The sequence below is a fragment of the Labrys wisconsinensis genome (assembly GCF_030814995.1).
In the GTDB taxonomy this organism is placed as follows: Bacteria; Pseudomonadota; Alphaproteobacteria; order Rhizobiales; family Labraceae; genus Labrys; species Labrys wisconsinensis.
Genome location: NZ_JAUSVX010000007.1, coordinates 12,698 through 37,006 on the forward strand (window position 1 = coordinate 12,698; position 24,309 = coordinate 37,006).

The following is a 24,309-nucleotide window of genomic DNA, read 5'->3' on the forward strand; positions in this document are numbered from 1 at the left end:
TGACCTCGAATCTCATCCCGGCCTCACGGCGCCGCGTCCGCCAGCGCGGCGGCCTTGCCCTGCAGGCGCGCCAGATCCGCCAGCGGGATGTGGCAGCGGATGGCGTGGCCGGGCGCGGCGTCGGCCAGGGGCGGTTCCTCCCGCTCGCAGACCGGCCCGAGCTTGCGCGGACAGCGGGTGTGGAAGACGCAGCCGCTCGGCGGGTTGCTGGCGCTGGGAATCTCGCCTTCGAGGCGGATGCGCAGCGACGCCTCGCCCTCCAGCTTCGGCACGGCCGAGAGCAGCGCTTCGGTGTAGGGATGGTGCGGGCCGGCAAAGACGCGTTCGGACGGGCCGGCTTCCATGATCCGCCCGAGATAGAGCACGGCCACGGTGTCGGCGAGATAGCGCACCACGCCGAGATCGTGCGAGATGAAGATGTAGCTGGCGCGGTGGGCGGCCTGCAGATCGGCGAGCAGGTTGAGGATCGCCGCCTGCACCGAGACGTCGAGCGCCGAGGTCGGCTCGTCGCAGACGACGATGCGCGGCTCCCCGGCGAAGGCGCGCGCGATGGCGACGCGCTGCTTCAGGCCGCCCGACAGCTGGCGCGGCTTAGCGTGGAGATGGCGCTCGGTCAGCCGCACGGAGCGCAACAGGGTTTCGAGCCGCTCGCGGATGGCGCGCCCGCGCAGGCCGCCGAGCCGGTCGCAGGCGCGGCCGATGATGCGGCTGATGGCGTGCGAGCGGTTGAGGGCGCTGTCCGGGTTCTGGAAGACGATCTGCATCGCCTTCACCTGCTCGGGCGAACGATGTTCGAGCAGCGGCGGCACGGTGTTGCCGTCGAGCTCGATGGTTCCGCCGGCATCCGGCGGAACCAGGCCGAGCAGCAGCCGGGCGAGCGTGGTCTTGCCGCTGCCGGACTCGCCGACCAGGCCGAGCGTCCGGCCGGATTCGAGCGTGAGCGAGACGTCCTTGACGGCGCGCACCGCATGGTCGCCACTGCCATAGGTCTTGTTGAGCCGGTCGATCCTGAGCACGGGCCCGGCGGATGCGCCGGCGGCGGGCATGGCCGCCTGCGCAGGCGTCTCGCGCGGCAGCGTCGGCGCCAGCTCATGGCGGTGGCAGCGCGAGACGCGGCCGCCGAGATCGTGCAGCGGCGGCGGCTCGGTGCGGCAGCGCGGCTCGGCCAGGGCACAGCGCTCGGCGAAGGCGCAGCCGGCGATGCTGGCGCCGGGACCGGGCAGGAATCCCGGGATCGTGTCGAGCCGGCCCTGGTCCTTGCGCTGGCCGCCGCGGGGCAGGCAGCGCAGCAGCGCGACGGTGTAGGGGTGCCGCGGATCCTCGAACAGCGACCGCGTCGGGCCCTCCTCGACCAGCGTGCCGGCATAGAGCACGCCGACCCGGTCGCACATCTTGGCGACGACCGCGAGATTGTGGCTGATGAACAGGATCGAGGTCTTGAGGTCCCGGCGCAGCTGGGCGATGAGGTCGAGCACCTCGGCTTCGACCGTGGCGTCGAGCCCGGTGGTCGGCTCGTCGAGGATCAGCATGGCGGGGTCGGTGGCCAGCGCCATGGCGATGGCGACGCGCTGCTGCATGCCGCCGGAGAGCTGGTGGGGATAGCGCTGCATCACCCGGAGGGGATCGGCGATGCGCACGCGCTGCAGCATCGCCGCCGCCATGTCCATCGCCTCGCCCCTGGGACGCCCGGCGAGCTCGAAGATCTCGGCGATCTGGCGCCCGACCCTGATGGAGGGATTGAGGGCCTTGCCGGGGTCCTGATAGACCATCGAGACGGTGCCGGAGCGCAGGCGGCGCAGCGCCTCGCCGTCGAGCCGCATGACATCCTGGCCGCCGACGCGCACCCGGCCGCCGGTGACGCCGCCGTTCTTCGGCAGATAGCGCACGGCGGTCAGCGCGACGGTGGACTTGCCGCAGCCGGACTCGCCGACCAGCCCATAGGCTTCGCCGGCACGGATGGTCAGGCTGAGATCGCGCAGCACGGTGCGGTCGCGTCCGCCGGCGCGGTAGGCGACCGAGAGGCTCTCCAGGCTCAGTGCGTCCGCGGCCGGTTCAGGCATCGAGGGCCCCCTGTATGCCGTCCGCCACCAGATTGACGCCGACGACGAGGGTCGCGATGGCGAGGGCGTCGAACAGCACCGTCCACCAGAAGCCGCCGGCCATCATGCCGTAATTGCTGGAGATGCTGAGGCCCCAGTCCGGCGAGGGCGGCTGGATGCCGAAGCCGATGAAGCTGAGCGTCGCCACGGTGAAGATGGCATAGCCGAGCCGCACGGTTGACTCGACCAGGATCGGCGGCGTGACATTGGGCAGGATCTCGAACGCCATGATGTGGAACGCGTTTTCCCGACGCAGCCGCGCCGCCGCGACATAGTCGAGCTCGCGCTCGGCCAGCACCGCCGAGCGCACGGTGCGCGCGATCACCGGCGCGAAGCTGAGGCCGATGACGACGATCACGGTGACCTTGGAGGTGCCGAGCGCGACGACGGCCAGCAGCGCGACGATGACCACCGGGATCGCCATGAAGGCTTCGAGGAAGCGGCCGACGATGTCGTCGAAGATGCCGCGGAAATAGCCCAGGGCCAGGCCGAGCCCGGTGCCGGCGATCGTCGCCAGCAGGGTGGCGAGCGGGGCGACGGTCAGGATGTCGCGCGAGCCGACGATGACGCGGGAGAACACGTCCCGGCCGAGCTGGTCCGTGCCGAACCAATGCTCGCCCGAGGGCGGCGCCAGCGCGTTGATGACGTCGTCGGCGAGCGGGTCGTAGGGCACGACGAAGCGGCCGAACAGGGCGCAGGCGATCCAGAACACGACGATCGCCAGCCCGGTCAGGAACGGGGCGGACCGGGCGAGCGCCCGCAGCACCTCGGCGGACCGGCCGCGCCGCTCCGGCTCGACGCGGACGGCCTCGTCCCCTGCCGGTACCGCGCTCATTGCCCTGCCCCCAGCCGGATGCGCGGATTGAGCACGGAATAGAGGATGTCGGCGGCGAGGGTCGCCACGGCGTAGACGATGCCGATGGTGAGGATGCCGGCTTCGAGGATCGGAAAATCCTTGCCGCGCGCAGCGGTGAAGATCAGCGAGCCGATGCCCTGGTAGCGAAACAGCGTCTCGACCACGACGAGGCCGCCGATGAGATAGCCGGTCTGCGTCGCGATGACCGTGATCGTCGGCAGCAGGGCGTTGCGCAGCACATGGCGCCAGATCACCGTGCGCCAGGGCAGGCCTTTCAGGACAGCGGTGCGGACATAGTCGGACTCGAGCGCCTCGATCATGCCGGCGCGCGCCATGCGGGCGATATAGCCGAACAGCACCAGGAACAGCGGCAGCGCCGGCAGGATGAGGTAGCGCAGCTGGGTGAAGAAGCCGGCACCGGCCGGCCAGGCCGCGGAGATCGGCAGCCAGCGCAGCCAGACGCCGAAGACCAGGATCAGGATGATGCCGGAGACGAATTCCGGCAGCACCGTCGCCGACAGGCCGCCGAGGCTGATGATGCGGTCGGCCAGGCGGTTGCGGTTGAGCGCGGCGACGACGCCGGCCAGGATGCCGAGCGGCACCACCAGCACGAAGGCGACCAGCGCCAGCTTCAAGGAATGGCCGAGCGCGTCGAGGACGAAGGGCGCGACCGGCGAGCGGAAGATGTAGGACGTGCCCATGTCGCCCTGCACGAAGCGACTGATCCAATCCCAATATTGCGTCAGGAGCGGCCGGTCGAGCCCGAGCTGCCGGTTGAGCACCTCGACGGCCCGCTCGTCGGCGAAGGGGCCGAGGATGGCGCGCCCGACATTGCCCGGCAGCACCTGGCCGCCGAGGAACACCATCACGCTGAGCAGGAACAGCGTCACGAGCGACAGCGCCAGGCGACGGGCGAGGAAGCGCAGGATGATCCCTACTCCTTTCCGGTCCGAGCTCCGGGCGAGCGGAGCCGGCTCAACCGAGACGGGTCGCGGGCGGCTGCAGCCCGGCTGCAGAACCCTAGCTGATTCAAGACCTTGTGTCGTGCTTCCAGCCCATGGTCAGGGACCGGGCGCCGGAAGCACGACGGGGGCTCAGTCTCGGCTCAGGCCTTCGAGGCGCGGTCGACGTAGATCTGCGACATGGCGGTGGCCTGCACCCCGGTCACGCCCTTCACGGTCGCGGTCAGGAAGTCGTAGAAATAGCCCCAGATCACCGGCGTCTCCTCCAGCAGCAGGCGCTGGATCTTGCCGGCCGTCTGCTTCTGGCTCTCCAGGTCGAGCGCGGCGATGTAGCTCGCCGCGAGCCGGTCATAGTCGGCGTTCTTGAAATGCGCCGAGTTCCAGGTGCCCTCGCTGGTGAGCGGCGCCGTGAGATAGACGTTCGGCACGCCGCGATGACCGTAGTCGGTGATGCCCATCACCGAGTCGAGCCAGTTCGACTTGCCGAAGACGCCGTCGCCGTAATAGCCGTTCTGGTCGAGGATATTGAGCTCAAGCTCGATGCCGATCTCCTTCACCGCGTTCTGGACCAGCACGGCATATTCCGGGATCTCGACGAAGCGTTCCGTGGTCAGCGTCACCTTGGCGCCCTTGCCGAGGCCCGCGGCCTCCATCAGCTGCCGGGCTTCGGCAAGATTCTGCTCGCGCTGCGGCACGGTCGGATCGGTCGAGGGGTAGATCGGCGCGAACGGGCTGTCATTGCCGGCCACGGCGCGCCCCTTCATCAGGCCCTGCACCAGCTTCTTGCGGTCGATGCTGAGCGCCACGGCCCGCCGCACGCGCGGATCCTTGAACGGGTCCATATCGCAGCGCATGTGGACCTGGTGGTGGGTCACCGCCTTCAGGCTGAGGATCTCGATGTTGGGATCGTTGAGCAGGCCGACGCCGGCCAGCACGGGGAGCTGGGTGATGACGTCGACCTGTCCGCCCTGCAAGGCCAGCACCTGCGCCTGGATGTCGGCGAAGAAGGTGAACTCCGTGCGGGCCGGCAGCGCCTTGGCGCCCCAGTAATCTTCGTTGCGCACGAAGCTGGCGCCGACCTTCGGCGTGTACTTCTCCAGCTTGAACGGGCCGGTGGCGATGAAGTTCTTCTCGAAATCCCCGGCATAGCCGGCGGGGACGATGATGGCGTTGTAGTTGTCGGACGACACCATGTAGGGGAAGTTGCCGTTGGCGGCATCGAGGTGGAACTCGACGGTGTAGTCGTCGACCTTCTTGGTCCCGCCCTTCTGCAGGATGCCCTTGAACACCGACAGCGCGTTGGAGGAATTGGCGGGGTCGGCGAGCCGGTCGATGCTGGCGACGACATCGTCGGCCTTCATCTCGGCGCCGCTGTGGAACTTCACGCCCTTGCGCAGCTTGAAGGTCCAGACCTTGCCGGTCTCGTCCGGCTTCCAGCTCTCCGCCAGCATCGGCTTCAGCACCAGGTCCGGCCCGTCCAGGCAGAGGAACTCGCCGGTCTGCTGCAGGACTGCCAGGCCGCCGGAATCGGCGGTGGTGACGGGGTCGATCGCCGCAGCCGGCAGGACCGTCGCCACCCGGATGGTCGCCCCGGGCGCACCCTCGGCACGGGCCAGGGTCGGCATGGCGCCGAGGCCGGCGGCGGCGCCGATCCGGCCGAGCAGCGGCAGCGACAGGCCGAGCAGGCTGCCGTGGCGGATGAACTCGCGACGGCTGACCCGGCCATCGACGAGGCCGTCGATCAGGTGATTCTCATGGGCGGTCCGGCCGCGCCGGATCAAGTCGATCAGTCTGTCGTTCCTCATCGCTTCGACCTCTTCCCCTGTTGTTGCCGATGGTGGAAAGCATGGCTGTCGTGGCCGGCTTGCTGCCGGCTGCTGGTTCACTGCTGCATGGCCGGCAAAGTCGCTGCCGCCCATGTCCTTCACGTCAGATCGATTCCTTCACGTCAGATCGATGTCCGCGTCAGATCGAGAAAAGGCTCGCCGAGGAGCTCCGGCTCCACGTCGATGCCGAGACCCGGACCGGGCGGCACGCCCATGTGACGCCCGGTGACGGGCGGCGCATTCCTGGCCGTCCGGACCGTGACCCATTCATGGAAGGCGATGGCGTGCAGCCGGCGCTCCTCCGGCGTCGACAGCGACAGATGCGCCATGGCAGCGGTGTCGATCTCGGCGCCGCCGGTGTCCTCGACCGTGATCATGAAGCCGAGATCGACGGCGAGATCGCGGATCTGCTGCGTCCTGGTGACGCCGCCGAGCCGCGAAATCTTCAGCGTCAGGCCGTCGGCGACGCCGAGGCGGTGGATCTCCAGCACGTCGGCCAGCGACGCGACGGATTCGTCCAGCACCATCGGCTTGCCGAGCGACCGGCGCACGCTGAGGCACTCCTCGATCGTCGTGCAGGGCTGCTCGAAGACATAGTCGATGTCGCGCGTGGCATCGGCGAACTGGCGCGCCTGGAACGGCGTCCAGCCCGCATTGGCATCGCAGAACAGCACCGTGCCCTTCGGCACCGCCGCCGCCACCGCCGCCACCCGCTCGATATCGTCGCGGACAGGGCCGCCAACCTTGACCTGCAGCCGGCCGAAGCCTTCGGCGACGAAACGCGCGGCGGTCGCGGCCATCGCCTCGGCGCTGCCGTGCGTGACCACCTTGTAGAGCTCGGCCGCCTCCCCGTCCCGGCCGCCGAGCCAGGTGACGAGCGGCACGTCGGCGGCGCGCGCCGCCAGATCGCAGCAGGCCATGTCGAGCGCCGACTTGATGTAGGGGTGGCCCTTGAACACCGTGTCCATCAGCCGCGCGATCCGGAGCGGCGCCTGCGGATCCTGCCCGATGAGATGGGGGGCGATCTCGACGACGCCCGCGCGAGCCCCCGCGGCGAAGGCGGGGGAATAGAAGGTGCCGAGCGGCGCCATCTCGCCCCAGCCGGTCAGGCCCGTGTCGGCGGTCATGGCGACGATCAGCGAGTCGAAGGCCTCCGCACTGCGGCCCTTCGACATGCTGTAGGTGCCGCCGACGAAGGGCTGCACGACGCGGTAGGCCCGTATGGTCTCGATCCGCATGTCCGGCCTATGGATGGCTTGTCGAGGGGTGAAGGCCGGCCGGCCTCGTCGATCGCGCGCCGCGATCGGCCCTGCCCTGGGCCGGTCGTTGCTCGAGACTGCGGGCATAGGCGATCAGGTGCTCGAAATCGAAGTCGATATGCTCGCGGGCATGGCGCTGCGCCGCCTGCATGTCGTCGCCCTTGAGCAGGCGGACATAGTCCTCGTGCAAATCCTCGGCGGGCACCGGCTCGTTGCGGGCGCGCTGATGCAGCGCAAAATACATCTGCAGCCGGCTGGTGAGCCGCTGCCAGGTCTCCAGCAGGACCGCATTGTCCGCCCATTCGTAGATCACGCCGTGCAGCTGCAGGGCGGTTTCGATCTGCCGGGCGGTGTCGCGATCGCGCGTCGCCTGCTTCACGGCCTCGTGGCGGCGGTCGAGCTCGGCGAAGAACCGTGCGTTCCGCACCGGCCATGTCCGTTCGATGGCGAAATCGTCGAGGACCTTGTTGATGGAATAGGCGTCATCGATGTCCTTGGCGGTGACGTCGATGACGAAGGTTCCGGCATAGGGAATGCTGGTCAGGAGGCCCTGCTGGACCAGCTCCCGCATCGCCTCGCGCAGCGGCGCCCGGCTGACGCGCATCTGCTCGGCGATGCGCAGCTCGTTGAGCTTGTGGCCCGGCGCCAGCTGCCCTGCGAGGATCGCGCGCTTCAGGAGCGCGACGATCTCGGCGCGGCGCGTCGTGTCGGCAACCGGTTCGAAGTCCATGTCCGCCTTCGCCCACTCTGCACTGCAAGACAATCATCTTGTCGACAAACTTGCAATGTCGCATCGCAGCATGCCGCACGGGTCGTGCGGTTGGCGATCACGTGGCGATGCCGCAGCGGCCGAGCCGCGCCGGCTCAGCCTTTGTCGTGCGGGAACTCCAGGCCCATCTCGCGGTAGCGCTCGGGGTCGTCGGACCAGTTCTCGCGCACCTTGACGAACAGGAAGAGGTGGATGGGCGCCTCGGCCATGGCGGCGATCTCCTTGCGCGCCGCCATGGAGATGGCCTTGATGGTCTCGCCCCCCTTGCCGATGACGATCTTCTTGTGGCCCTCGCGCGCGACGTAGATGGTCTGCTCGACCTTGGCCGAGCCGTCCTTCATCGTGGTCCAGAGCGTGGTCTCGACGGTGGATTCGTAGGGCAGCTCGTCGTGCAGGCGCAGGAACAGCTTCTCGCGGGTGATCTCGGCGGCGAGAGCGCGCATCGGCGCGTCCGAGATCTGGTCCTCAGGGTAGAGCCAGGGGCCGGCGGGCACGACCTCGGCGAGATAGGCGGCGAGGTCGGCGACGCCGCTGCCGGTCAGGGCCGAGACCATGAAGGTGCGATGGAAGGCCTGGGCCCGGTTGAGGATCGCGGCGAGCTCCAGCAGAGTCTGCGGCTTGACGGTGTCGACCTTGTTGAGGACCAGCACCTTGTGCTGGTTCGAGGAGGAGAGCTTCTCCAGGATGGCAGAGTTGCTCTCGTCGAGGCCGCGCTGGGCGTCGACCAGCAGGCAGACGATGTCGGCGTCGGCCGCCCCGCCCCAGGCGGTGGTGACCATGGCGCGGTCGAGCCGGCGGCGCGGCTGGAAGATGCCGGGCGTGTCGACGAAGACGAGCTGCGAGGCGCCGGCCATGGCGATGCCGCGGACGATGCCGCGCGTCGTCTGCACCTTGTGGGTGACGATCGACAGCTTGGCGCCGACCAGCGCGTTGAGCAGGGTCGACTTGCCCGCATTGGGCGCGCCGATCAGAGCGACGAAGCCGCAACGGGTCTCAATCTCAGCCATCGGCCCCCTCCTCGTCGCTGAAGCTGACGCCCTCGCGCGCCATGAAGGCGGCGGCAGCGGCCATCTCCGCCAGGCGCTTCGAGCGCCCCTCTCCCTCAGCCGATTGCTGTGTCTCGACATCGACCGCGATGACGAAGCGCGGATTGTGGTCCGGTCCGGTCCGCGAGACGAGGCGATAGGTCGGCGCCTTCAGGGTGCGCGCCTGCGCCCATTCCTGCAAGGCGGTCTTGGCGTCGCTGGGCGGGGTCAGCGGCGAGCGCAGCCGTTCGCCCCAGCCGCGCTCGACCGTGCCGCGCGCCGCCTCGTAGCCGCCGTCCAGGAACACCGCGCCGATCAGCGCCTCGCAGACGTCGCCGAGGATGGTGGTGCGCTTGCGCACGCCCGACTGGCTCTCGCCGGTGCCGAGCTTGAGATGCGGCCCGACGTTCCAGGTCGCGGCGACGGCGGCGCAGGTCTCCTTGCGCACGAGGTCGGCGAGGCGGCGCGACATCGCCCCCTCCTCGTCGTCGGGATAGGCGTGGAACAGCATGTCGGCGACGGTGAGGCCGAGCACCCGGTCGCCAAGGAACTCCAGGCGCTGATAGCTGGCGATACGCGAGGCGACCGGCAACGCGCTGATATGGGTCAGCGCGTGCTCCAGAAGCGCCCGGTCGGTGAAGCGATGTCCGAGAGCGGCCTCGAGTTCGGTGAGCGGCGGCCGGCCCTTGCGGCTCATCGCACGAATTGGAACAGGCGATCGGCGCGCACGGTCCAGGGCCACTTCCAGAACGCGAGCGCCGACTCGCCCGGCCTGACCGAGAAGAAGATGATCTGCGCCTTGCCGACGAAGTTCTCGAACGGCACCGGCCCCCAGGCGCGCGAATCCTCCGAATTGTCGCGGTTGTCGCCCATCATGAAATAGTTGTCGGGCGGCACGACGAATTCCTTGGTGTCGTCGTAGTAGCCGGTGTCGCCGTCGATCTCCATGATCTCGTGACGCACGCCGTTGGGCAGGGTCTCGTAGTAGAGCGGCACGTCCCGGTTGACCCCGTTCTCGCCGACGATGGTGCGGGTGCCGGCCGACTCGCGCTTCACCGGCTCGCCATTGATGTGCAGGATGCCGTGGATCATCTGGATGCGGTCACCCGGCAGGCCGATGACGCGCTTGATGTAATCGGTCGAATTGTCGGTCGGCACCTTGAACACCGCGATGTCGCCGCGCTGCGGCGGCGCCGACCAGATGCGGCCGGAGAACAGGGGCGGCGACAGCGGAATGGAATATTTGGAATAGCCGTAGCTGAACTTCGACACGAAGACGTAGTCGCCGATCTCGAGAGTCGGAATCAGCGAGCCCGAGGGGATGTTGAAGGGCTGGAACAGGAGCGTGCGCACCACGACGGCGATGATCACCGCATGGACGACGATCTTCACGATTTCGAGGACGCCGCCCTCGGACGTCTTCTTCTGTTGGCCAGCCACGCTCATCAAGCTCTCGTCGGGTTCGGGGCCAGCCACGTCGCAGAGCGGCCCGGAGTGCGGTGCGTATAGCCCGCGGAAGGATCACGCGCAACGAAAGCCATAGCGTTATGGCCGCATTGGGGCATCCGGCGAATTCGGGCCCGGACCCACCGGCCGCGCTTCGATCAGCACGATCGCCTGCGCCAACGGATGCTCGTCGGTGAGGGTGACGTGGATCACCGCCGCATGGCCGGCCGGCACAAGGGCGTCGAGCCGGCGCCTCGCCTCGCCGGTGAGCTCGAGCGTCGGCTGGCCGGAGGGCAGGTTGACCACGCCCATCTCCTGCCAGCGGATGCCGCGAATGCCGGTGCCGAGCGCCTTGGAGCAGGCCTCCTTGGCGGCGAAGCGCTTGGCATAGGTGCCGGCGCGGTCGGCCCGGCGCTCGGCCTTGGCCCGCTCGGCCGGGGTGAAGCAGCGATGGGTGAAGCGCTCGCCGAACCGCTCCAGCGCCGCCTCGATGCGGCGGATGTCGCACAGGTCGTTGCCGATGCCGATGATCATTCCGCCCTCGCGCGGCCGGCCGCCATGGCCTCGCGCACGCGGCGGATGCTCTCGGCCAGCCCGACGAAGATCGCCTCGCCGATCAGGAAATGACCGGTGTTGAACTCGGAGAACCAGGGCACCGCCGCCAGCGTCTCGGACGTGTCGAAGTTCAGCCCGTGGCCGGCATGCACCTCCAGGCCGAGCTCGGCCGCCCATCTGGCGCCGGTGCGCAGCCGCTCCAGCTCGCGCTCCGCCCTCGTCTCCTCGCCGGCCTCGACGGCGTTGCACCAGGTGCCGGTGTGAAGCTCGACCACCGGCGCGCCGAGCATCGCCGCCGTCTCGATCGGCCGCGCGTCCGGCTCGATGAACAGCGACACCCGGATGCCGCCATCCGTCAGCCGCGCGACCACCGGCTCGAGCTGGGCCTTGGCGGCGACCACGTCGAGCCCGCCCTCGGTGGTGCGCTCCTCGCGCTTCTCGGGCACGAGGCAGGCGGCGTGCGGGCGCACGGCGAGCGCGATGGCCAGCATCTCCCCGGTCGCCGCCATCTCCAGGTTGAGCGGCCGGGCGATCTCGGCCTTGAGCCGCCGGATGTCGTCGTCGCGGATGTGGCGGCGGTCCTCCCGCAGATGCGCGGTGATGCCGTCCACGCCCGCCTCGATGGCGAGCTGCGCGGCGCGCACCGGATCGGGTCCGGCGCCGCCGCGGGCGTTGCGAACCGTGGCGACGTGATCGACGTTGAAGCCGAGGCGGAGCGGCTGGCTGGACATGGCGGACATCTGCGAAGAATGAAGAATTCCAGAACGATCAGGGCCTTGCGGGAAGGCGCTCAGACCTTCAATCCGCGGCTGCCCGGCTTGACGGCCGGCGTTCCCGCCAGGCTCGGCGGCAGCTCGTCGGCCTTGTAGGCCGGAATGTCGAGCGTGGCCAGCGTCACCAGCGGCTTGCCGATGTCGGCACGCCCGCCGGACCGGTCGATCAGGCAGGCGGCGCCGACAACCTCGCCGGGGTGGCGGGCGATCGCCTCCAGGCATTCGCGCGAGGACAGGCCCGTGGTGATGATGTCCTCCACCATCAGCACGCGGGCGCCCTCGGGGATCTCGAAGCCGCGGCGCAGCTGGAACGTGCCGCCCTCGCGCTCGACGAACACCGCCTTGGCGCCCAGCGCCCGCGCCGTCTCGTAGCCCGGCACGATGCCGCCGACCGCCGGCGAGACCACCATGTCGATCGGGCCGAAGCGGGCCCGGGCCTTCTCGGCCAGGGCCCGGCACAGGCGTTCGGTGCGCACGGGGTCCATGAAGATGAACATCTTCTGCAGGAAGACCGGCGAGTGCAGGCCGGAGGAGAGGACGAAATGCCCCTCGAGCAGCGCGCCGGCGGCGCGGAATTCCGCGAGAACCTCGTCTTCGGTCATGCCTGGATTCCTGATTGTCGGTGGCGCAGCGGCGCCGGCGGTCGGGAGCACCTCACAGCACGCGCTGCACGTCGCTGATCACCTTGCGGGCGCGCAGGCCGTCGATGATCGCGGTGAGATGCTTGAGGTCGTAGACCTCCATGTCGATCGTCAGCTCCGTCATGTCGGAGGAGAAGCGGCGCATCGTGAGGTTGTCGATGTTGGCGTCGGTCTCGGCGATCACCTGGGTGATCTGGGCCAGCGTCCCCGGCTCGTTGATCGAGACCACCTGGATGCGGGCGGGATAGCGTTCGCCGCGCGAGGCTTCCACGTCCCAGCGCACGTCGAGCCAGAGCTGGTGCGGGTCGTCGAAATTGGCCAGCGCCGAGGACTGGATGGGATAGAGCGTGATCGCCTCCCCCGGGGTGAGGATGCCGACGATGCGGTCCCCCGGCACGGCGCCGCATTCGGCGAAGCGCACCGGCAGGTCGGCATTGATGCCGCGGATCGGGATGGCGTTGCTCGCGGGGTCGCCGCCCGGCACCTTGAAGCGCACGTTCTGCTCGGAGGACAGGCCGAACCAGCTGTCGTCGAGCCCGGCCGCGGCATGGGCGGACTGCTCGACCTTGAAGTCGGGATAGACGGCGCGCAGCACGTCGTGCGAGCGCATCTCGCCGCGCCCGACGGCGGTGACCACGTCCTCGACGCTCTTGCGGGCGAGGCGCTTCAGGGCGCCCTTGAGCGCATCGGGCGAGAAGGTCTTGCCGGCGCGCTCGAAGGCCCGCTCGATGATGCGCTGGCCGAGCCCGGCATATTGGGCGCGCGTCGCCGCCTTGGTCGCCTTGCGGATGGCGGCGCGGGCGCGCCCCGTCGTCACCAGCGTCTCCCAGGCGGCCGGCGGCGCCTGGCCCGGCACGGTGATGATCGCCACCTCGTCGCCGTTGAACAGCTCGGAGACCAGCGAGGCCGGGCGGCCGTTGACGCGGCAGCCGACCGCGGTGTTGCCGATGTCGGTGTGCACGGCATAGGCGAAGTCGATGGCATTGGCGCCGCGCGGCAGGGTAATCAGCTTGCCCTTCGGGGTGAAGCAGAACACCTGGTCCTGGAAGAGCTCGAGCTTGGTGTGCTCCAGGAACTCCTCCGGGCTGTCGCCCTCGGCCAGCACGTCCATGGTGCGGCGCAGCCAGGCGAAGGCCCGGCTCTCCGCCTCCATGCGCGCGGTGTCGCCGGCCTTGTTGTCCTTGTAGAGCGCGTGCGCCGCGATGCCGAACTCGGCGATGCGGTGCATCTCGTCGGTGCGGATCTGCAGCTCGACGCGCTGCTGGCCCGGACCGATCACCGTGGTGTGCAGCGAGCGGTAGTCGTTCTGCTTGGGCGTGGAGATGTAGTCCTTGAACCGGCCCGGCACGAGCGGCCATTTGGTGTGGACCAGGCCGAGCGCGCGGTAGCAATCCTCGGTCGCGCCGACCAGGATGCGGAAGGCGAAGATATCGGACAATTGCTCGAAGGCGACCTGCTTGCGCTCCGTCTTCTTGAAGATCGAGTAGGGCCGCTTCTCCCGCCCCTTCACCTTGGCCTCGATGCCGCGCTCGGCCAGGTGCGCCGCCAGGTCGCGCTCGATCTCGGCGATCAGAGCGCCGTTCTTGCGCTTGAGGCCCTCCAGGCGCTTGACGATGGTGTCGTAATGGGCCGGCTGCAATTCGTGGAAGGCGAGGTCTTCCAGCTCCTCGCGCATGTCCTGCATGCCCATGCGGCCGGCGAGCGGCGCGTAAATGTCCAGCGTCTCCTGGGCGATGCGGGCGCGCTTGTCCGGCGACATGAAGTGCAGGGTGCGCATGTTGTGCAGGCGGTCGGCCAGCTTGACCAGCAGCACCCGCACGTCCTCGACGATGGCCAGCAAGAGCTTGCGCAGGTTCTCCGCCTGCTTGGCCTCCTTGGAGACCAGGTCGAGCTTCTTGATCTTGGTCAGGCCCTCGACCAGCGCGGCGATCTCCTTGCCGAAGCGCTTCTCGATCTCGCCGCGGGTGGTGTCGGTGTCCTCGATGGTGTCGTGCAGCAGGCCCGCCGCGATGGTGGCGTCGTCGAGCCTCAGGTCGGTGAGGAGCGAGGCCACCTGCAGGGGATGGGAGAAATAGGGATCGCCCGAAGCGCGCAACTGCTGGCCGTGCTGCTGCATGGCATAGACATAGGCGGCGTTGAGCAGGTCCTCGTTGACCGCCGGGTTGTAGGCCCGGACCTTGTCGACGAGCTCATATTGCCGCATCAATCGGAAAGGCGCACTCACGAAGGCTCACCACGGTCTCCTGCCTCGCCATTCAATCGTGCACCGACGCAAAAGACAAAAGAAAAGCGGGCCGATGGCTGCGGCCCGCCGTCGGGTGCCGGGATGGCGGACAGCCCTATTCCTCGTCGTCGGACCCGTTGTCGGCCGGCGGCACCAGGCCCTCCAGGCCGCGCAGCAGGTCTTCCTCCGACATGCGGTCGAAGGAGACGTTGTCGTCGGAGGAATCGCCGATCAGGGCCACGGGCTCGGCCTCCGGCTCGTCCACCTCGACATATTTCTGCATGGAGTGGATCAGATCCTCCTTGAGATCGGCCGGCGTCAGATGCGAGTCGGCGATCTCGCGCAGGGCGACGACCGGGTTCTTGTCGCGGTCGCGATCGACGGTGAGCTGCGCGCCGCCGGCGATCATGCGGGCGCGGTGGCTGGCGAGCAGGATCAGCTCGAAGCGGTTCTCGACCTTGTCGATGCAATCTTCCACCGTGACGCGCGCCATGGCGAAGCATCTCCTTACCAGATTTCGGGATCAAGCCAGCGCAATACACCGCCGGCGAGACGCGCGCAACCGTCAATGTCCGGCCAGGCCCCGTTACTCACACCGGCCATGATCATCCAGCGGCCTCATCGACAATCCACTTGCCGAACCGCCGCGACCTCTTGCGCCCGCCACCAACCCTCTGGAATTTTCAGCCGGCGCCCCCAGATCTAGACTTGACACGCGCGCGGCGCGAGCGCACAGACAGACAAAACAAACATATCCGATTGTATCCAGCCATCAATCTTCGTTTCTGGTCGAATTACGAGTGGCGAAATATAGATCGCTCCTGATTGTTTTTTCTTCGGCGCCACGATCGACGAGCTTTGGTGTATTCCTTAAAGACTACTGACAGACCCAAGGAAACAACGGGCCATGCCCACTTCGCAAGAACGCATTGCGCTGTTCATTGACGGCGCGAATCTTTATGCAACGGCCAAGAGCCTGGGCTTCGACATCGACTACCGGAAGATGTTGAAAGAGTATCAGGGCCGGGGCTATCTGGTCCGGGCTTTCTACTACACAGCCCTGGTCGAAGACCAGGAGTACTCGTCGATCCGACCGTTGATCGATTGGCTCGACTATAACGGCTATTCCGTCGTGACCAAGCCGACCAAGGAATTCGTCGATTCCACCGGCCGACGCAAGGTCAAGGGCAACATGGACATCGAACTGGCCATCGATGCCATGGAGCTGGCCGATCATATCGACCACATGGTGCTGTTCTCCGGCGACGGCGATTTCCGCTCGCTGGTCGAGGCCATGCAGCGCAAGGGCGTGCGGGTCTCGGTGGTCTCGACCATCTCGACCCAGCCGCCGATGGTCGCGGACGAGCTGCGCCGCCAGGCCGACGAGTTCGTCGACCTCACCACCCTGCAGTCGCGGGTCGGCCGCGACCCCGGCGAGCGGGCGATGCGGCCGCACAATGGCAGCCCGGCACCCCTGCGCCAGTCGCCCGGCTTCGGCGGGCAGACCCCGGGCTTCATGGGAACCGCTGCGCCCGCCCCGCAGGACGGGTCGAGCTGAGCCGAGCCGGGAGCCTCTCGTCCGTGCAAGCCACCGCGCCGTCCGACACGCCGGAAGAGGCGGGCCGGGACTGTCCGCTCTGCCCACGCCTGACCGCGTTCCGCGCGCGCTGGCGCGCCGCCGAGCCGGACTGGTTCAACGCGCCGGTGCGCAGCTTCGGGGACCGTCAGGCGCGGTTCCTGATCGCCGGCCTGGCGCCCGGCCTGCGCGGGGCCAACCGCACCGGGCGGCCCTTCACCGGCGATTATGCCGGCGACCTGCTCTATGCCACGCTGCTCGAATACGGCTTCGCCGCCGGGCATTACGACGAGCGGCCGGATGACGGGCTGACCCTGGTGGATTGCCGGATCAGCAATGCCGTGCGTTGCGTGCCGCCGGAGAACAAGCCGACCGGCGCGGAGATCGCCACCTGCCGCCGCTTCCTCGCCGCCACGCTGGCGGGAATGCCGCGCCTGACCGTCGTGCTGGCGCTCGGCCGCATCGCCCATGACAGCGCCGTGACCGCGCTCGGCGCAAGGCCGGCGCGACACGCCTTCGCCCATCGGGCCCGGCACGAGATCGGGCGCATCCGGCTCTACGACAGCTATCACTGCTCGCGCTACAACACCAACACCGGCCGGCTGACCGAGCAGATGTTCCGCGACGTCTTTGCCGACATCCGTCGGGACCTCGACGCGCTCGCTGCGCCGGCGTGACGATTTCGCCGCGCCGCCCCTGCGGCAGGCCTCTCCAATAATCAGTCCTTAACGCGATATCGCCAATCTGCTCCCAAGGTTTGACCTTGCATTAACGATGCCGCAAAGGCGGCCCGGGGGGCACGTCGCCATGAGACTCCGTTCGTTCCGGCTTCCGCGACTGTCGCTGTCGATCAAGGCGCGCATCGCCGCCCTGTCGCTGGTGCCGCTGATCGCCTTCGGCGTGATCGCGGCGACGACCTGGATCGGCCAGACCAGGGTCGACGAAGCCGTCGCGGCCTTCCAGCAGCAGGCCAGCACCGCCCGCCTCGCCCTGAGCATGAGGGCCGAGGTGGTCACCATGCTCTACGAGGCCCGGCGCCTCGCCCAGACCCGGGAGCCCGACGCCGCCAAGGAATTCCAGGCGGCCGCCGGCCGGTTCGGCAAGAACTTCTCGACGCTCAAGGATCTCAGCGTCGCCGACCGGATGGCGAGCGCCCGCTTCGCGCCGATCGACAGCCTGGTGCGCCAGAGCAACACCCTGTTCGCCACCCTGATCACCACGGTCGCCGATCTCGGCAGCGACGAGAAGCACGGCCGCACCAAGGACCTGGAGGCCGCGGCGGCAAAGGTGGAGGGCCTCCTCGCGGCGGACGGCGGGCACCAGGCGGCTCTGCTGGCGTTCCAAGGCATCCGCCAGCTCGAATTGCAGATGCGCATCGCCCCGGCCAGCGCCTCCGCCACCGCGCTGGCGGCCAAGGTCAAGGAGCTGCAGGAGGGGACGGTCGTGGCGCTGCTGCCGGGCGAAGCGCGCGACGCCGTCCGCACGGCGCTCGACACCTATGCCAAGATCTTCCAGCGCTGGGCGGACGACATCGCCGACATCGTCATGCAGTCGATGCAGATCGAGGCCAAGTTCGCCACGCTGCTCTCGACGCTCGAGGGCTTCCGCAGCAATTCCGAATTCGCCCAGAGCCGGGCGACCGACGCGCTCGACGCCGCCAAGCTCCAGGTGCTGGTCACCGTGCTCGCGGCCATCGGCATCGCGGCGGTGCTGACCGCGCTCCTGAGCTTCCTGGTCGGGCGCAGCATCACCAATCCGCTGGGCCGCCTGTCGGCGACGATGCAGCGCCTGGCCGCCGGCGAGACGGCGGTGGAGGTGCCGCAGGCGGCGCTGCGCGACGAAGTCGGCGCCATGGCCCGCACCGTGCTGGTGTTCCGCGACAATGCGGTGGAGCGCGAGCGCCTGGCGGCTGCCGAGGCGAGCGAGGTCGATGCGCGCCAGCGCCGGACGCAGGCGGTCGACGGGCTCGTCGCCGATTTCGGCCAGACCGTCGACGCGGTCCTGGCGGAGCTGCGCGGCGCTGCCGCCGGGCTCGGCCAGGCCGCCGGCACGATGAACAGCGTCGCGGCGCAGGTGACGCAGGATGCGCGCGAGGCGGGAGCGAGCGCCGGCAGCGCCGCCAGCAACGTCACCGCCGCGGCAGGTGCGGCCGAGGAGCTCGCCGCCTCGATCCGCGAGATCGCCGGCCAGGCCTCCAAGTCCACGGCCGTCGCCAGGCATGCCGCCGACGAGACCGCCCGCACCGTCCAGACCATGTCGGGCCTGGCCGCCGCCGCCACCCGCATCGGCGAGGTCGTCGGCCTGATCCAGGCGATCGCCGGCCAGACCAACCTGCTCGCCCTCAACGCCACCATCGAGGCGGCGCGGGCCGGCGAAGCCGGACGCGGCTTCGCGGTGGTCGCGGCGGAGGTGAAGAACCTCGCCACCCAGACCGCCCGCGCCACCGAGGAGATCGCCGCGCAGATCAATGCCATCCAGCAGGCCTCGGGCGACGCGGTGGTGGCGATCGAGAAGGTCAGCGAGACCATCAACGAGATGTCGGCCATCGCCGGCTCCGTCGCCGCGGCGGTGGAGGAGCAGAGCGCCGCGGTCGGCTCGATCGCCCAGGGCGTCGAGATGGCCTCGGGCGAGGCGCGCACCGGCGCCGCCGCCATGGCCTCGGCCGAGAAATCGGCCGAGAGCGCCCTCGGCACCGCCCAGGATGTCGCGAGCTTCGCCGATACGCTCGGCGGCCAGGCCCAGCGCCTCGACGGCGAGGTCGGCCGGTTCCTGCAGGCGGTGCGGGCGGCCTGATCGCCGCTCAGCGCACCCGCGCCCGCTCGGCCAGGAAGTCGAGCAGGGCGCGCACCCGTGCCGGCAGCGGCCCGCCCTGCCCGAGATAGACGGCGTGCACTTCCTCCAGGTCGCCGGGATTGGCGTCCTCCAGAACGGCGCGCAGCCGTCCGGCGCGGATGTCCTCGCGCACCGTGAAGGCCGCGAGGCGGGCGAGGCCCGCTCCGCCGACGGCGAGATGGCGCAGCGCCTCGCCGTCGCTCGCCTGGATGCTGCCCACGGTCGGCAGCCTGATCGGCGCTCCGTCCCGGATCAGCGGCCAGCCTTCGATGGTGCGGGCATAGCAGAAGCCGAGGCGGTCGTGCGCCTCGAGCTCGGCGACGGATCGCGGCTCGCCGCACCGCGCGAGATAGGACGGCGCGCCGACGATCACCATGCGCGTCGCCCCGAGCTTGCGGGCGAGGAGGCGCGAGCTCTTCAGCGGGCCGGCGCGGACCGCCACGTCGGTGCGCTCCTCCAGGAGGTCGATCACCGCGTCGGTCTGCACGATGTCGAGGCTCACGCCGGGATAGCGCTGCAGAAATTCCGGCACCAGCGGCGCCAGGATATGGGTGCCGAAGGAGGCGTTGGTGTTGAGGCGGATGCGCCCGGCCGGGCGCTCGCCCGCGCCGGCGGCGCGCTCGGCCTCGTCGAGGTCGGCGAGGATGCGGGTGCTGCGCTCATAGAAGGCGCGGCCCTCCGGGGTGAGCTGCAGCCGGCGCGTCGAGCGGTTGATCAGCCGCCCGCCGAGGCGCAGCTCCAGCCGGGCGACCAGCTTGCTCACCGCCGAGGGCGTCATGCGGAAGGCGCGGGCCGCCGCCGAGAAGCCGCCGAGCTCGACGACGCGCGCGAACACCTCCATCTCGCCCGAGCGATTGACATCCAGCCTGGCCATGGTGACTTGATCTCACAAGCGATGTGCCTTCCGTCAGGCTAACGCAAAAGCTGGCCGCCGGCCATCTCCGGCACGAGATGATCGTTGCGGAGCCAGACATGCCCATCGCCCTCTATGCCCTCACCGCCGGCGCCTTCGGCATCGGCGTCACCGAATTCGTCATCATGGGATTGCTGATCCAGGTCGCGGCCGACCTCGGCGTGACCATCGCCGGCGCCGGCCTCTTGATCTCCGGCTATGCGCTGGGCGTGGTCGTCGGCGCCCCGCTTCTCACCGCCGCGACCGGGCACTGGCCGCGCAAGCGCGTGCTGATCGGCCTGATGGCGATCTTCACCCTCGGCAACGCCCTCTGCGCCCTCGCCCCGAGCTACGGCCTCCTGATGGCGGCGCGGGTGCTGACCGCCTTCGCCCACGGCACCTTCTTCGGCGTCGGCTCGGTGGTGGCCACCGGCCTGGTCAAGCCCGACCGCAAGGCCTCGGCCATCGCCGTCATGTTCACCGGGCTCACCGTCGCCAACATCCTCGGCGTGCCCTTCGGCACCTGGCTCGGCCTCGAGCTCGGCTGGCGCGCCACCTTCTGGGCGGTGGCGCTGGTCGGTCTCGTCGCCCTCGCCGTCATCGCCCTCGCGGTGCCGATGGACCGGGCGGCGCCCGAGGCCGGCGACTGGCGGGCCGACGTCCGGGCCATGGCGCGGCGGCCGGTGCTGCTGGGCCTGGCCACCACCGTGCTCGGCTATGCCGGCGTCTTCGCGGTGTTCACCTATGTCGCACCGATCCTGACCGGCATCACCGGCTTCGGCGAGGCGGCGGTCTCGCCCATCCTGCTGGTGTTCGGCGGCGGCCTGATCGTCGGCAACCTCGTCGGCGGCCGGCTGGCGGACTGGAACCTATCCGCCGCCGTGCTGGGCAGCCTCGCCGTCCTGGCGCTGGTGCTCGGGCTGATGACCTTCGGGGTGCACGACAAGGTCGCGGCGATCGTCTTCGTCGGCCTGCTCGGCGCCGGCGCCTTCGCCACCGTGGCGCCGCTGCAGATGTGGGTGCTCGACAAGGCCGAGGGGGCCGGGCAGAGCCTGGCCTCCAGCTTCAACATCGCCGCCTTCAACCTCGGCAACGCGCTTGGCGCCTGGGCCGGCGGAGCGGTGATCGACCACGGGCCGGGCCTCGCCGCCCTGCCCCTGGTCGCGGCGCTGGCGCCGGTGCTGGGGCTGGGGATCGCCGTCGTCGCCATGCGCCTGGAGGGGCAGCGGCGTGCCCTCGCCTCGACGGCCTGCTGAAACCGGCCCAGCTCGCCCGGGCCGCTTCGCGCGGGCGCGGGACCGTCGGCGCTTCAGCCGGCGGTCTTGCGGTACTGGTAGTTCTTGTCGATGCGCTCCATGAGATAGTCGCCGTAGATGACGGGCTCGAAGCGCGGCGTCTCGCCCGCCGGCACCAGGCCCGGCAGGCAGGAAATGGTCTCGGCCATGTCGGGATCGAAGAAGAACGGCACGGAATAGCGGTCGATCGTCGCCTTGTTCTGGACGCGGTGCGGCGTCGACTGCCAGCGCCCGTTGGTCCAGCGGGACAGGATGTCGCCGACATTGACGACGAAGGTCCCGGGAATCGGCGTCGCGCGGATCCAGCCGCCGCCGCGCCGGCGCACCTCCAGCCCGCCGACTCCGTCCTGCAGCAGGATGGTGATGAAGCCGTAGTCGGTGTGCGGCGCGGAGCCGAACTCGTCCTCCGCCGCGTCGGGATGCGAGGGATAGTGCAGGAGCCTCAGGAAGGTGGTCGGCCGCTCGAAGAAGCGGTCGAGCGCCTCCGGCGCGAAGCCGAGCGCCCGGGCGATGATCTGCGTGAAGCGCTGCGCCAGGCCCTGCAGGGCGGCGTTGTAGGCCGCGACGGTATCGCGGAAGCCCGGCAGGTCGGCCGGCCACTGGTTCGGCCCCTGCAGGGCCTGGCCGAAGCGCGGATCGTCCTCGGCGACCTCGTGCATCACCATCAGGGATTCGCTGTTGTTGGGCTTGGTGACCTTGGCCACCGAAGAGGTGACGATCACCGAGGTCTTCGGCGCCATGTAGCCGCGATGGAAGTCGTTGATGGCGAGGGTGTCCTTGGCCGCCTGCGGCTGGGCGTGGAAGGCCTTGGACGCGGCGAACACCGCCTGCATCTGCTCGATCGGCACGCCGGTATTGGCGAGATAGCAAAAGCCGATATCGGAGAAGACCCGATCGACATGGCCGGCGATCCGGTCCAGCCCCGCCTCGTCGAAAGCGAAGTTCTGAAGATCGATGATCGGCAGCTGCTGCAGGGGCTCGTCCGCCGGGGGCGGCGCGGGCTGCGGACTGACGGAGGGCGTGACGGAAGACATGAGGGCATCACCTTCTGGGCGGCGTTGAGTGCGGGCCGGCCCCGCTTGCAGACTTGACTTGTTCCACAGTACCGTCGACTGTATACAAAACAGAGCAGAGATCGACGAGCGTGTCCAGAGCTTCGGATCATCCGGCAAGGCAAAGCGAACCAGGCCATCCCGCGCGGCCCGGCGGTTTCGGCATGCGGCCGTGACGATGTTCGATCCAGACCCGGACACCGAGATCGTCCGGCTCCCTGCCCTGCTCGGCCAGGAGCTGGTCGGGACGCTGGAGCGGGAGATCGTCCGCCTGCGCCTGGCGCCCGGCACCAAGCTGGTGGAGGAGGACATCTGCCAACGCTTCGGCGTCAGCCGCTCGCCGGTGCGCGAGGCGCTGCAGATCCTCGCCTCCTACGGCCTGGTCGAGCGCCGGCCGCGGCGCGGCATGGTGGTGACGGAGCTCTCGGTCACCAAGCTCGACGAGATCTATGCCTGCCGCGCCGTGCTCGAGGCGCTCGCCGCGGCCGGGGTCGCGCGCCGCGCCACGCCGGCGATCGTCGCCACGCTGGAGCAGCGCCTGGCGGAGATGGTCCGCGCCGACCAGGACGACCGGCGCGACGATGCCTTTGCCGCCAATGTGGCGCTCACCGACATCCTGCACGCCGAATGCGGCAACGAGACCCTGCGCCAGATCCTGGTGACGCTCGACAAGCAGGCGCTGCGCTACCGCTTCTACTGCTATCGGGAGAGCCGCGAGATCGTCTTGACCAGCCTGGAGGCCAACACGGCCATGGTGGCCGCCATCAAGGCCGGCGCGCCCGAGCAGGCCGGCGCCGTCACGCAGGACCTGGTGACGCGGTCCTGGCAGCTCATCCGCGCCGCGATCACCCGCGAGCTCGACGACACATCCCGGCGACCGCGGAGCTGACGGCCGCCCGGAGGAAGAGGAGATCCGCCGGCAAAGGCGGACATGCACCGCCCGCGGGGCGGAACGGGGAAACGCACCGAGGCTCAACAAGCACAAGACCATCCAGATCGGAACAGGAGCCTCTCATGACACGGACGACACGAAGCTTCTTCGGCCGGGCGGCGACGGCCGGCCTCGCCGCCCTGGCGGCCCTGGCGGCCGGGGCGGCCCCAGCGCAGACCAAGGAGCCGATCGCCATCGGGGTGATCGCCAACCTCACCGGCACGGACGTCAAGTCGAGCACGGCGATGGTGCGCGGCGTCGAGCTCGCCGCCGAGGCCGTCAACGCCGCCGGCGGGGCCGACGGCCATCCGATCAAGCTGATCGTCGAGGATTCCCAGTATAAGACCCAGGAAGCCCTCAACGCCGCCACCAAGCTGTTCGACGTCGACAAGGTGCCGGCGGTGATCATGTTCGGCGGCTCCAGCCTGGAGCTGGCGGTGGCGCCGATCGCCAAGGCGAAGGGCAAGCTCCTGATCAACACGTCGTCGAGCTCGCCCAAGCTCGGGGAGTTTCCGGGCACGCTCTATTCGATCCTGCCGCTCGACGACATCGTCGGCAAGGCGCTCGGCGCCTGGGTGGCGACGCAGAGCGTCAAGAGCGTCGCCTTTGTCGTGCCCAACAACACCTTCGGCATCGGCCTGATGGACGCCTCTGCCGCGGCCTTCGAGGCGGCCGGCGGCAAGGTCCTGACCAAGATCGTCTACAGCGAGGGCCAGCCCGACTACCGCACCGACCTGCAGCAGCTCCTCGCCAGGCAGCCGGACGCGATCATCACCGCCGGCTACGGCGACGACTCCCGCACCGTGTTCAAGGCGGCACGCGGCCTCGGCCTGAAGCAGAGCTGGTATGCCGCCTATCCCTCCATCCTGACGGTGGAGAACGAGGCGTGGATGAACGGGCGCCTCCTCGGCGTCGACGACGGCGGCCTGACCGGCGCGACGGCCGCCAAGGTTGCCGCGGCCTACAAGGCCAAGCACGACGACGGCGAGCCGACGCCGCACGTGTTCTATGGCTACGACGCCCTGATGCTGATCGCCAAGGCCGCGGCCATGCCGGCCGGGCTCGGGCCGACCTCGCTGGAGGCGGCGGTGAAAGGCTATGACGGGGCGACCGGCCCGATCGTCTGGAACGCCAACGGCCAGCGCATCGACCCGCCGATCGACATCATCGCCTACAAGGACGGCAAGTTCGCCACCATCGGCCACCAATAGGTCCCGCGACGTCCCTGGTCCCGCAGTCTCGGGAAGCGCGTCGAGTAAATGCCATAGATGAGACGCGCATACCCCTCTCCCGGCT

22 protein-coding genes are annotated in these 24,309 nt (G+C 69.3%); 6 read left to right on the forward strand and 16 right to left on the reverse strand.

The features are described 5' to 3' along the window. Positions 1-23: 23 nt before the first annotated feature. The 14 genes from QO011_RS18765 to rpoZ all read right to left on the reverse strand — a co-directional run bounded on the left by QO011_RS18765 (position 24) and on the right by rpoZ (position 14,928). Entirely contained in the window at positions 24-2,060 is a 2,037-nt protein-coding gene (locus QO011_RS18765) for an ABC transporter ATP-binding protein (RefSeq protein WP_307274973.1), read from the reverse strand. Next, positions 2,053-2,934: an ABC transporter permease gene (locus QO011_RS18770; RefSeq protein WP_307274975.1), complete on the reverse strand. Its 882-nt coding sequence runs from the start codon at positions 2,932-2,934 to the stop codon at positions 2,053-2,055. Before QO011_RS18770 ends, QO011_RS18765 begins: the two co-directional genes overlap by 8 nt. After that, positions 2,931-3,884: an ABC transporter permease gene (locus QO011_RS18775; RefSeq protein WP_307275604.1), complete on the reverse strand. Its 954-nt coding sequence runs from the start codon at positions 3,882-3,884 to the stop codon at positions 2,931-2,933. Before QO011_RS18775 ends, QO011_RS18770 begins: the two co-directional genes overlap by 4 nt. Before the next feature lie 176 nt (positions 3,885-4,060). Then, positions 4,061-5,722, reverse strand: a complete 1,662-nt coding sequence (locus QO011_RS18780; protein ID WP_307274978.1) for an ABC transporter substrate-binding protein — start codon at positions 5,720-5,722, stop codon at positions 4,061-4,063. A 143-nt stretch (positions 5,723-5,865) separates the two neighbouring features. Next, complete coding sequence (locus QO011_RS18785; protein ID WP_307274980.1) at positions 5,866-6,981, reverse strand: mandelate racemase/muconate lactonizing enzyme family protein; 1,116 nt, start codon at positions 6,979-6,981, stop codon at positions 5,866-5,868. 7 nt (positions 6,982-6,988) lie between these two features. Beyond that, positions 6,989-7,732 carry a GntR family transcriptional regulator gene (locus QO011_RS18790; RefSeq protein WP_307274981.1) on the reverse strand — a complete coding sequence of 248 codons (744 nt, stop codon included), beginning with the start codon at positions 7,730-7,732 and terminating at the stop codon, positions 6,989-6,991. A 134-nt stretch (positions 7,733-7,866) separates the two neighbouring features. After that, positions 7,867-8,778 (reverse strand): GTPase Era, encoded by a 912-nt coding sequence (era, locus tag QO011_RS18795; protein WP_307274982.1) that lies wholly within the window; start codon positions 8,776-8,778, stop codon positions 7,867-7,869. Beyond that, positions 8,771-9,493: a ribonuclease III gene (gene rnc, locus QO011_RS18800; RefSeq protein WP_307274984.1), complete on the reverse strand. Its 723-nt coding sequence runs from the start codon at positions 9,491-9,493 to the stop codon at positions 8,771-8,773. Before rnc ends, era begins: the two co-directional genes overlap by 8 nt. Next, on the reverse strand, positions 9,490-10,242 hold the full coding sequence (gene lepB, locus QO011_RS18805; RefSeq protein WP_307274986.1) for a signal peptidase I: 753 nt from the start codon (positions 10,240-10,242) through the stop codon (positions 9,490-9,492). Before lepB ends, rnc begins: the two co-directional genes overlap by 4 nt. A 99-nt stretch (positions 10,243-10,341) precedes the next feature. Next, positions 10,342-10,776 carry a holo-ACP synthase gene (acpS, locus tag QO011_RS18810; RefSeq protein WP_307274987.1) on the reverse strand — a complete coding sequence of 145 codons (435 nt, stop codon included), beginning with the start codon at positions 10,774-10,776 and terminating at the stop codon, positions 10,342-10,344. Beyond that, the gene (locus QO011_RS18815) at positions 10,773-11,528 is read right to left on the reverse strand and encodes a pyridoxine 5'-phosphate synthase (protein ID WP_307274989.1); all 756 of its coding nucleotides are present in this window, start codon (positions 11,526-11,528) and stop codon (positions 10,773-10,775) included. The genes acpS and QO011_RS18815 overlap by 4 nt, the downstream gene beginning before the upstream one ends. A 59-nt stretch (positions 11,529-11,587) precedes the next feature. Next, complete coding sequence (pyrE, locus tag QO011_RS18820) at positions 11,588-12,172, reverse strand: orotate phosphoribosyltransferase (RefSeq protein WP_307274990.1); 585 nt, start codon at positions 12,170-12,172, stop codon at positions 11,588-11,590. Positions 12,173-12,224: 52 nt separating this feature from the next. Beyond that, positions 12,225-14,417 (reverse strand): RelA/SpoT family protein, encoded by a 2,193-nt coding sequence (locus QO011_RS18825; RefSeq protein ID WP_307275607.1) that lies wholly within the window; start codon positions 14,415-14,417, stop codon positions 12,225-12,227. Positions 14,418-14,550: 133 nt separating this feature from the next. Next, on the reverse strand, positions 14,551-14,928 hold the full coding sequence (rpoZ, locus tag QO011_RS18830) for a DNA-directed RNA polymerase subunit omega (RefSeq protein ID WP_307274992.1): 378 nt from the start codon (positions 14,926-14,928) through the stop codon (positions 14,551-14,553). Positions 14,929-15,342: 414 nt separating this feature from the next. Here rpoZ and QO011_RS18835 point away from each other — a divergent pair, with 414 nt between their 5' ends. From QO011_RS18835 to QO011_RS18845, 3 genes are all read left to right on the forward strand, one after another. Continuing rightward, complete coding sequence (locus QO011_RS18835) at positions 15,343-15,993, forward strand: LabA-like NYN domain-containing protein (RefSeq protein WP_307274999.1); 651 nt, start codon at positions 15,343-15,345, stop codon at positions 15,991-15,993. A 23-nt stretch (positions 15,994-16,016) separates the two neighbouring features. Continuing rightward, the gene (locus tag QO011_RS18840) at positions 16,017-16,688 is read left to right on the forward strand and encodes a uracil-DNA glycosylase (RefSeq protein ID WP_307275001.1); all 672 of its coding nucleotides are present in this window, start codon (positions 16,017-16,019) and stop codon (positions 16,686-16,688) included. Positions 16,689-16,818: 130 nt separating this feature from the next. Then, a complete protein-coding gene (locus tag QO011_RS18845) occupies positions 16,819-18,804 on the forward strand; it encodes a methyl-accepting chemotaxis protein (RefSeq protein ID WP_307275002.1) in 1,986 nt (661 codons plus the stop codon). A 7-nt stretch (positions 18,805-18,811) separates the two neighbouring features. Here the strand turns inward: QO011_RS18845 and QO011_RS18850 are convergent, their stop codons facing one another. Next, the gene (locus QO011_RS18850) at positions 18,812-19,717 is read right to left on the reverse strand and encodes a LysR family transcriptional regulator (protein WP_307275004.1); all 906 of its coding nucleotides are present in this window, start codon (positions 19,715-19,717) and stop codon (positions 18,812-18,814) included. 98 nt (positions 19,718-19,815) lie between these two features. Between QO011_RS18850 and QO011_RS18855 the strand changes: the two genes are divergently transcribed. Further along, positions 19,816-20,991, forward strand: coding sequence for an MFS transporter (locus tag QO011_RS18855; protein ID WP_307275006.1), 1,176 nt, complete (start codon positions 19,816-19,818; stop codon positions 20,989-20,991). Between the two features lie 53 nt (positions 20,992-21,044). Here the strand turns inward: QO011_RS18855 and QO011_RS18860 are convergent, their stop codons facing one another. Then, complete coding sequence (locus QO011_RS18860; RefSeq protein ID WP_307275008.1) at positions 21,045-22,064, reverse strand: isopenicillin N synthase family dioxygenase; 1,020 nt, start codon at positions 22,062-22,064, stop codon at positions 21,045-21,047. Positions 22,065-22,260: 196 nt separating this feature from the next. Here QO011_RS18860 and QO011_RS18865 point away from each other — a divergent pair, with 196 nt between their 5' ends. Then, positions 22,261-22,971 (forward strand): GntR family transcriptional regulator, encoded by a 711-nt coding sequence (locus QO011_RS18865; RefSeq protein WP_307275010.1) that lies wholly within the window; start codon positions 22,261-22,263, stop codon positions 22,969-22,971. A gap of 125 nt (positions 22,972-23,096) precedes the next feature. Beyond that, on the forward strand, positions 23,097-24,224 hold the full coding sequence (locus tag QO011_RS18870; RefSeq protein ID WP_307275012.1) for an ABC transporter substrate-binding protein: 1,128 nt from the start codon (positions 23,097-23,099) through the stop codon (positions 24,222-24,224). Positions 24,225-24,309 lie beyond the last annotated feature (85 nt).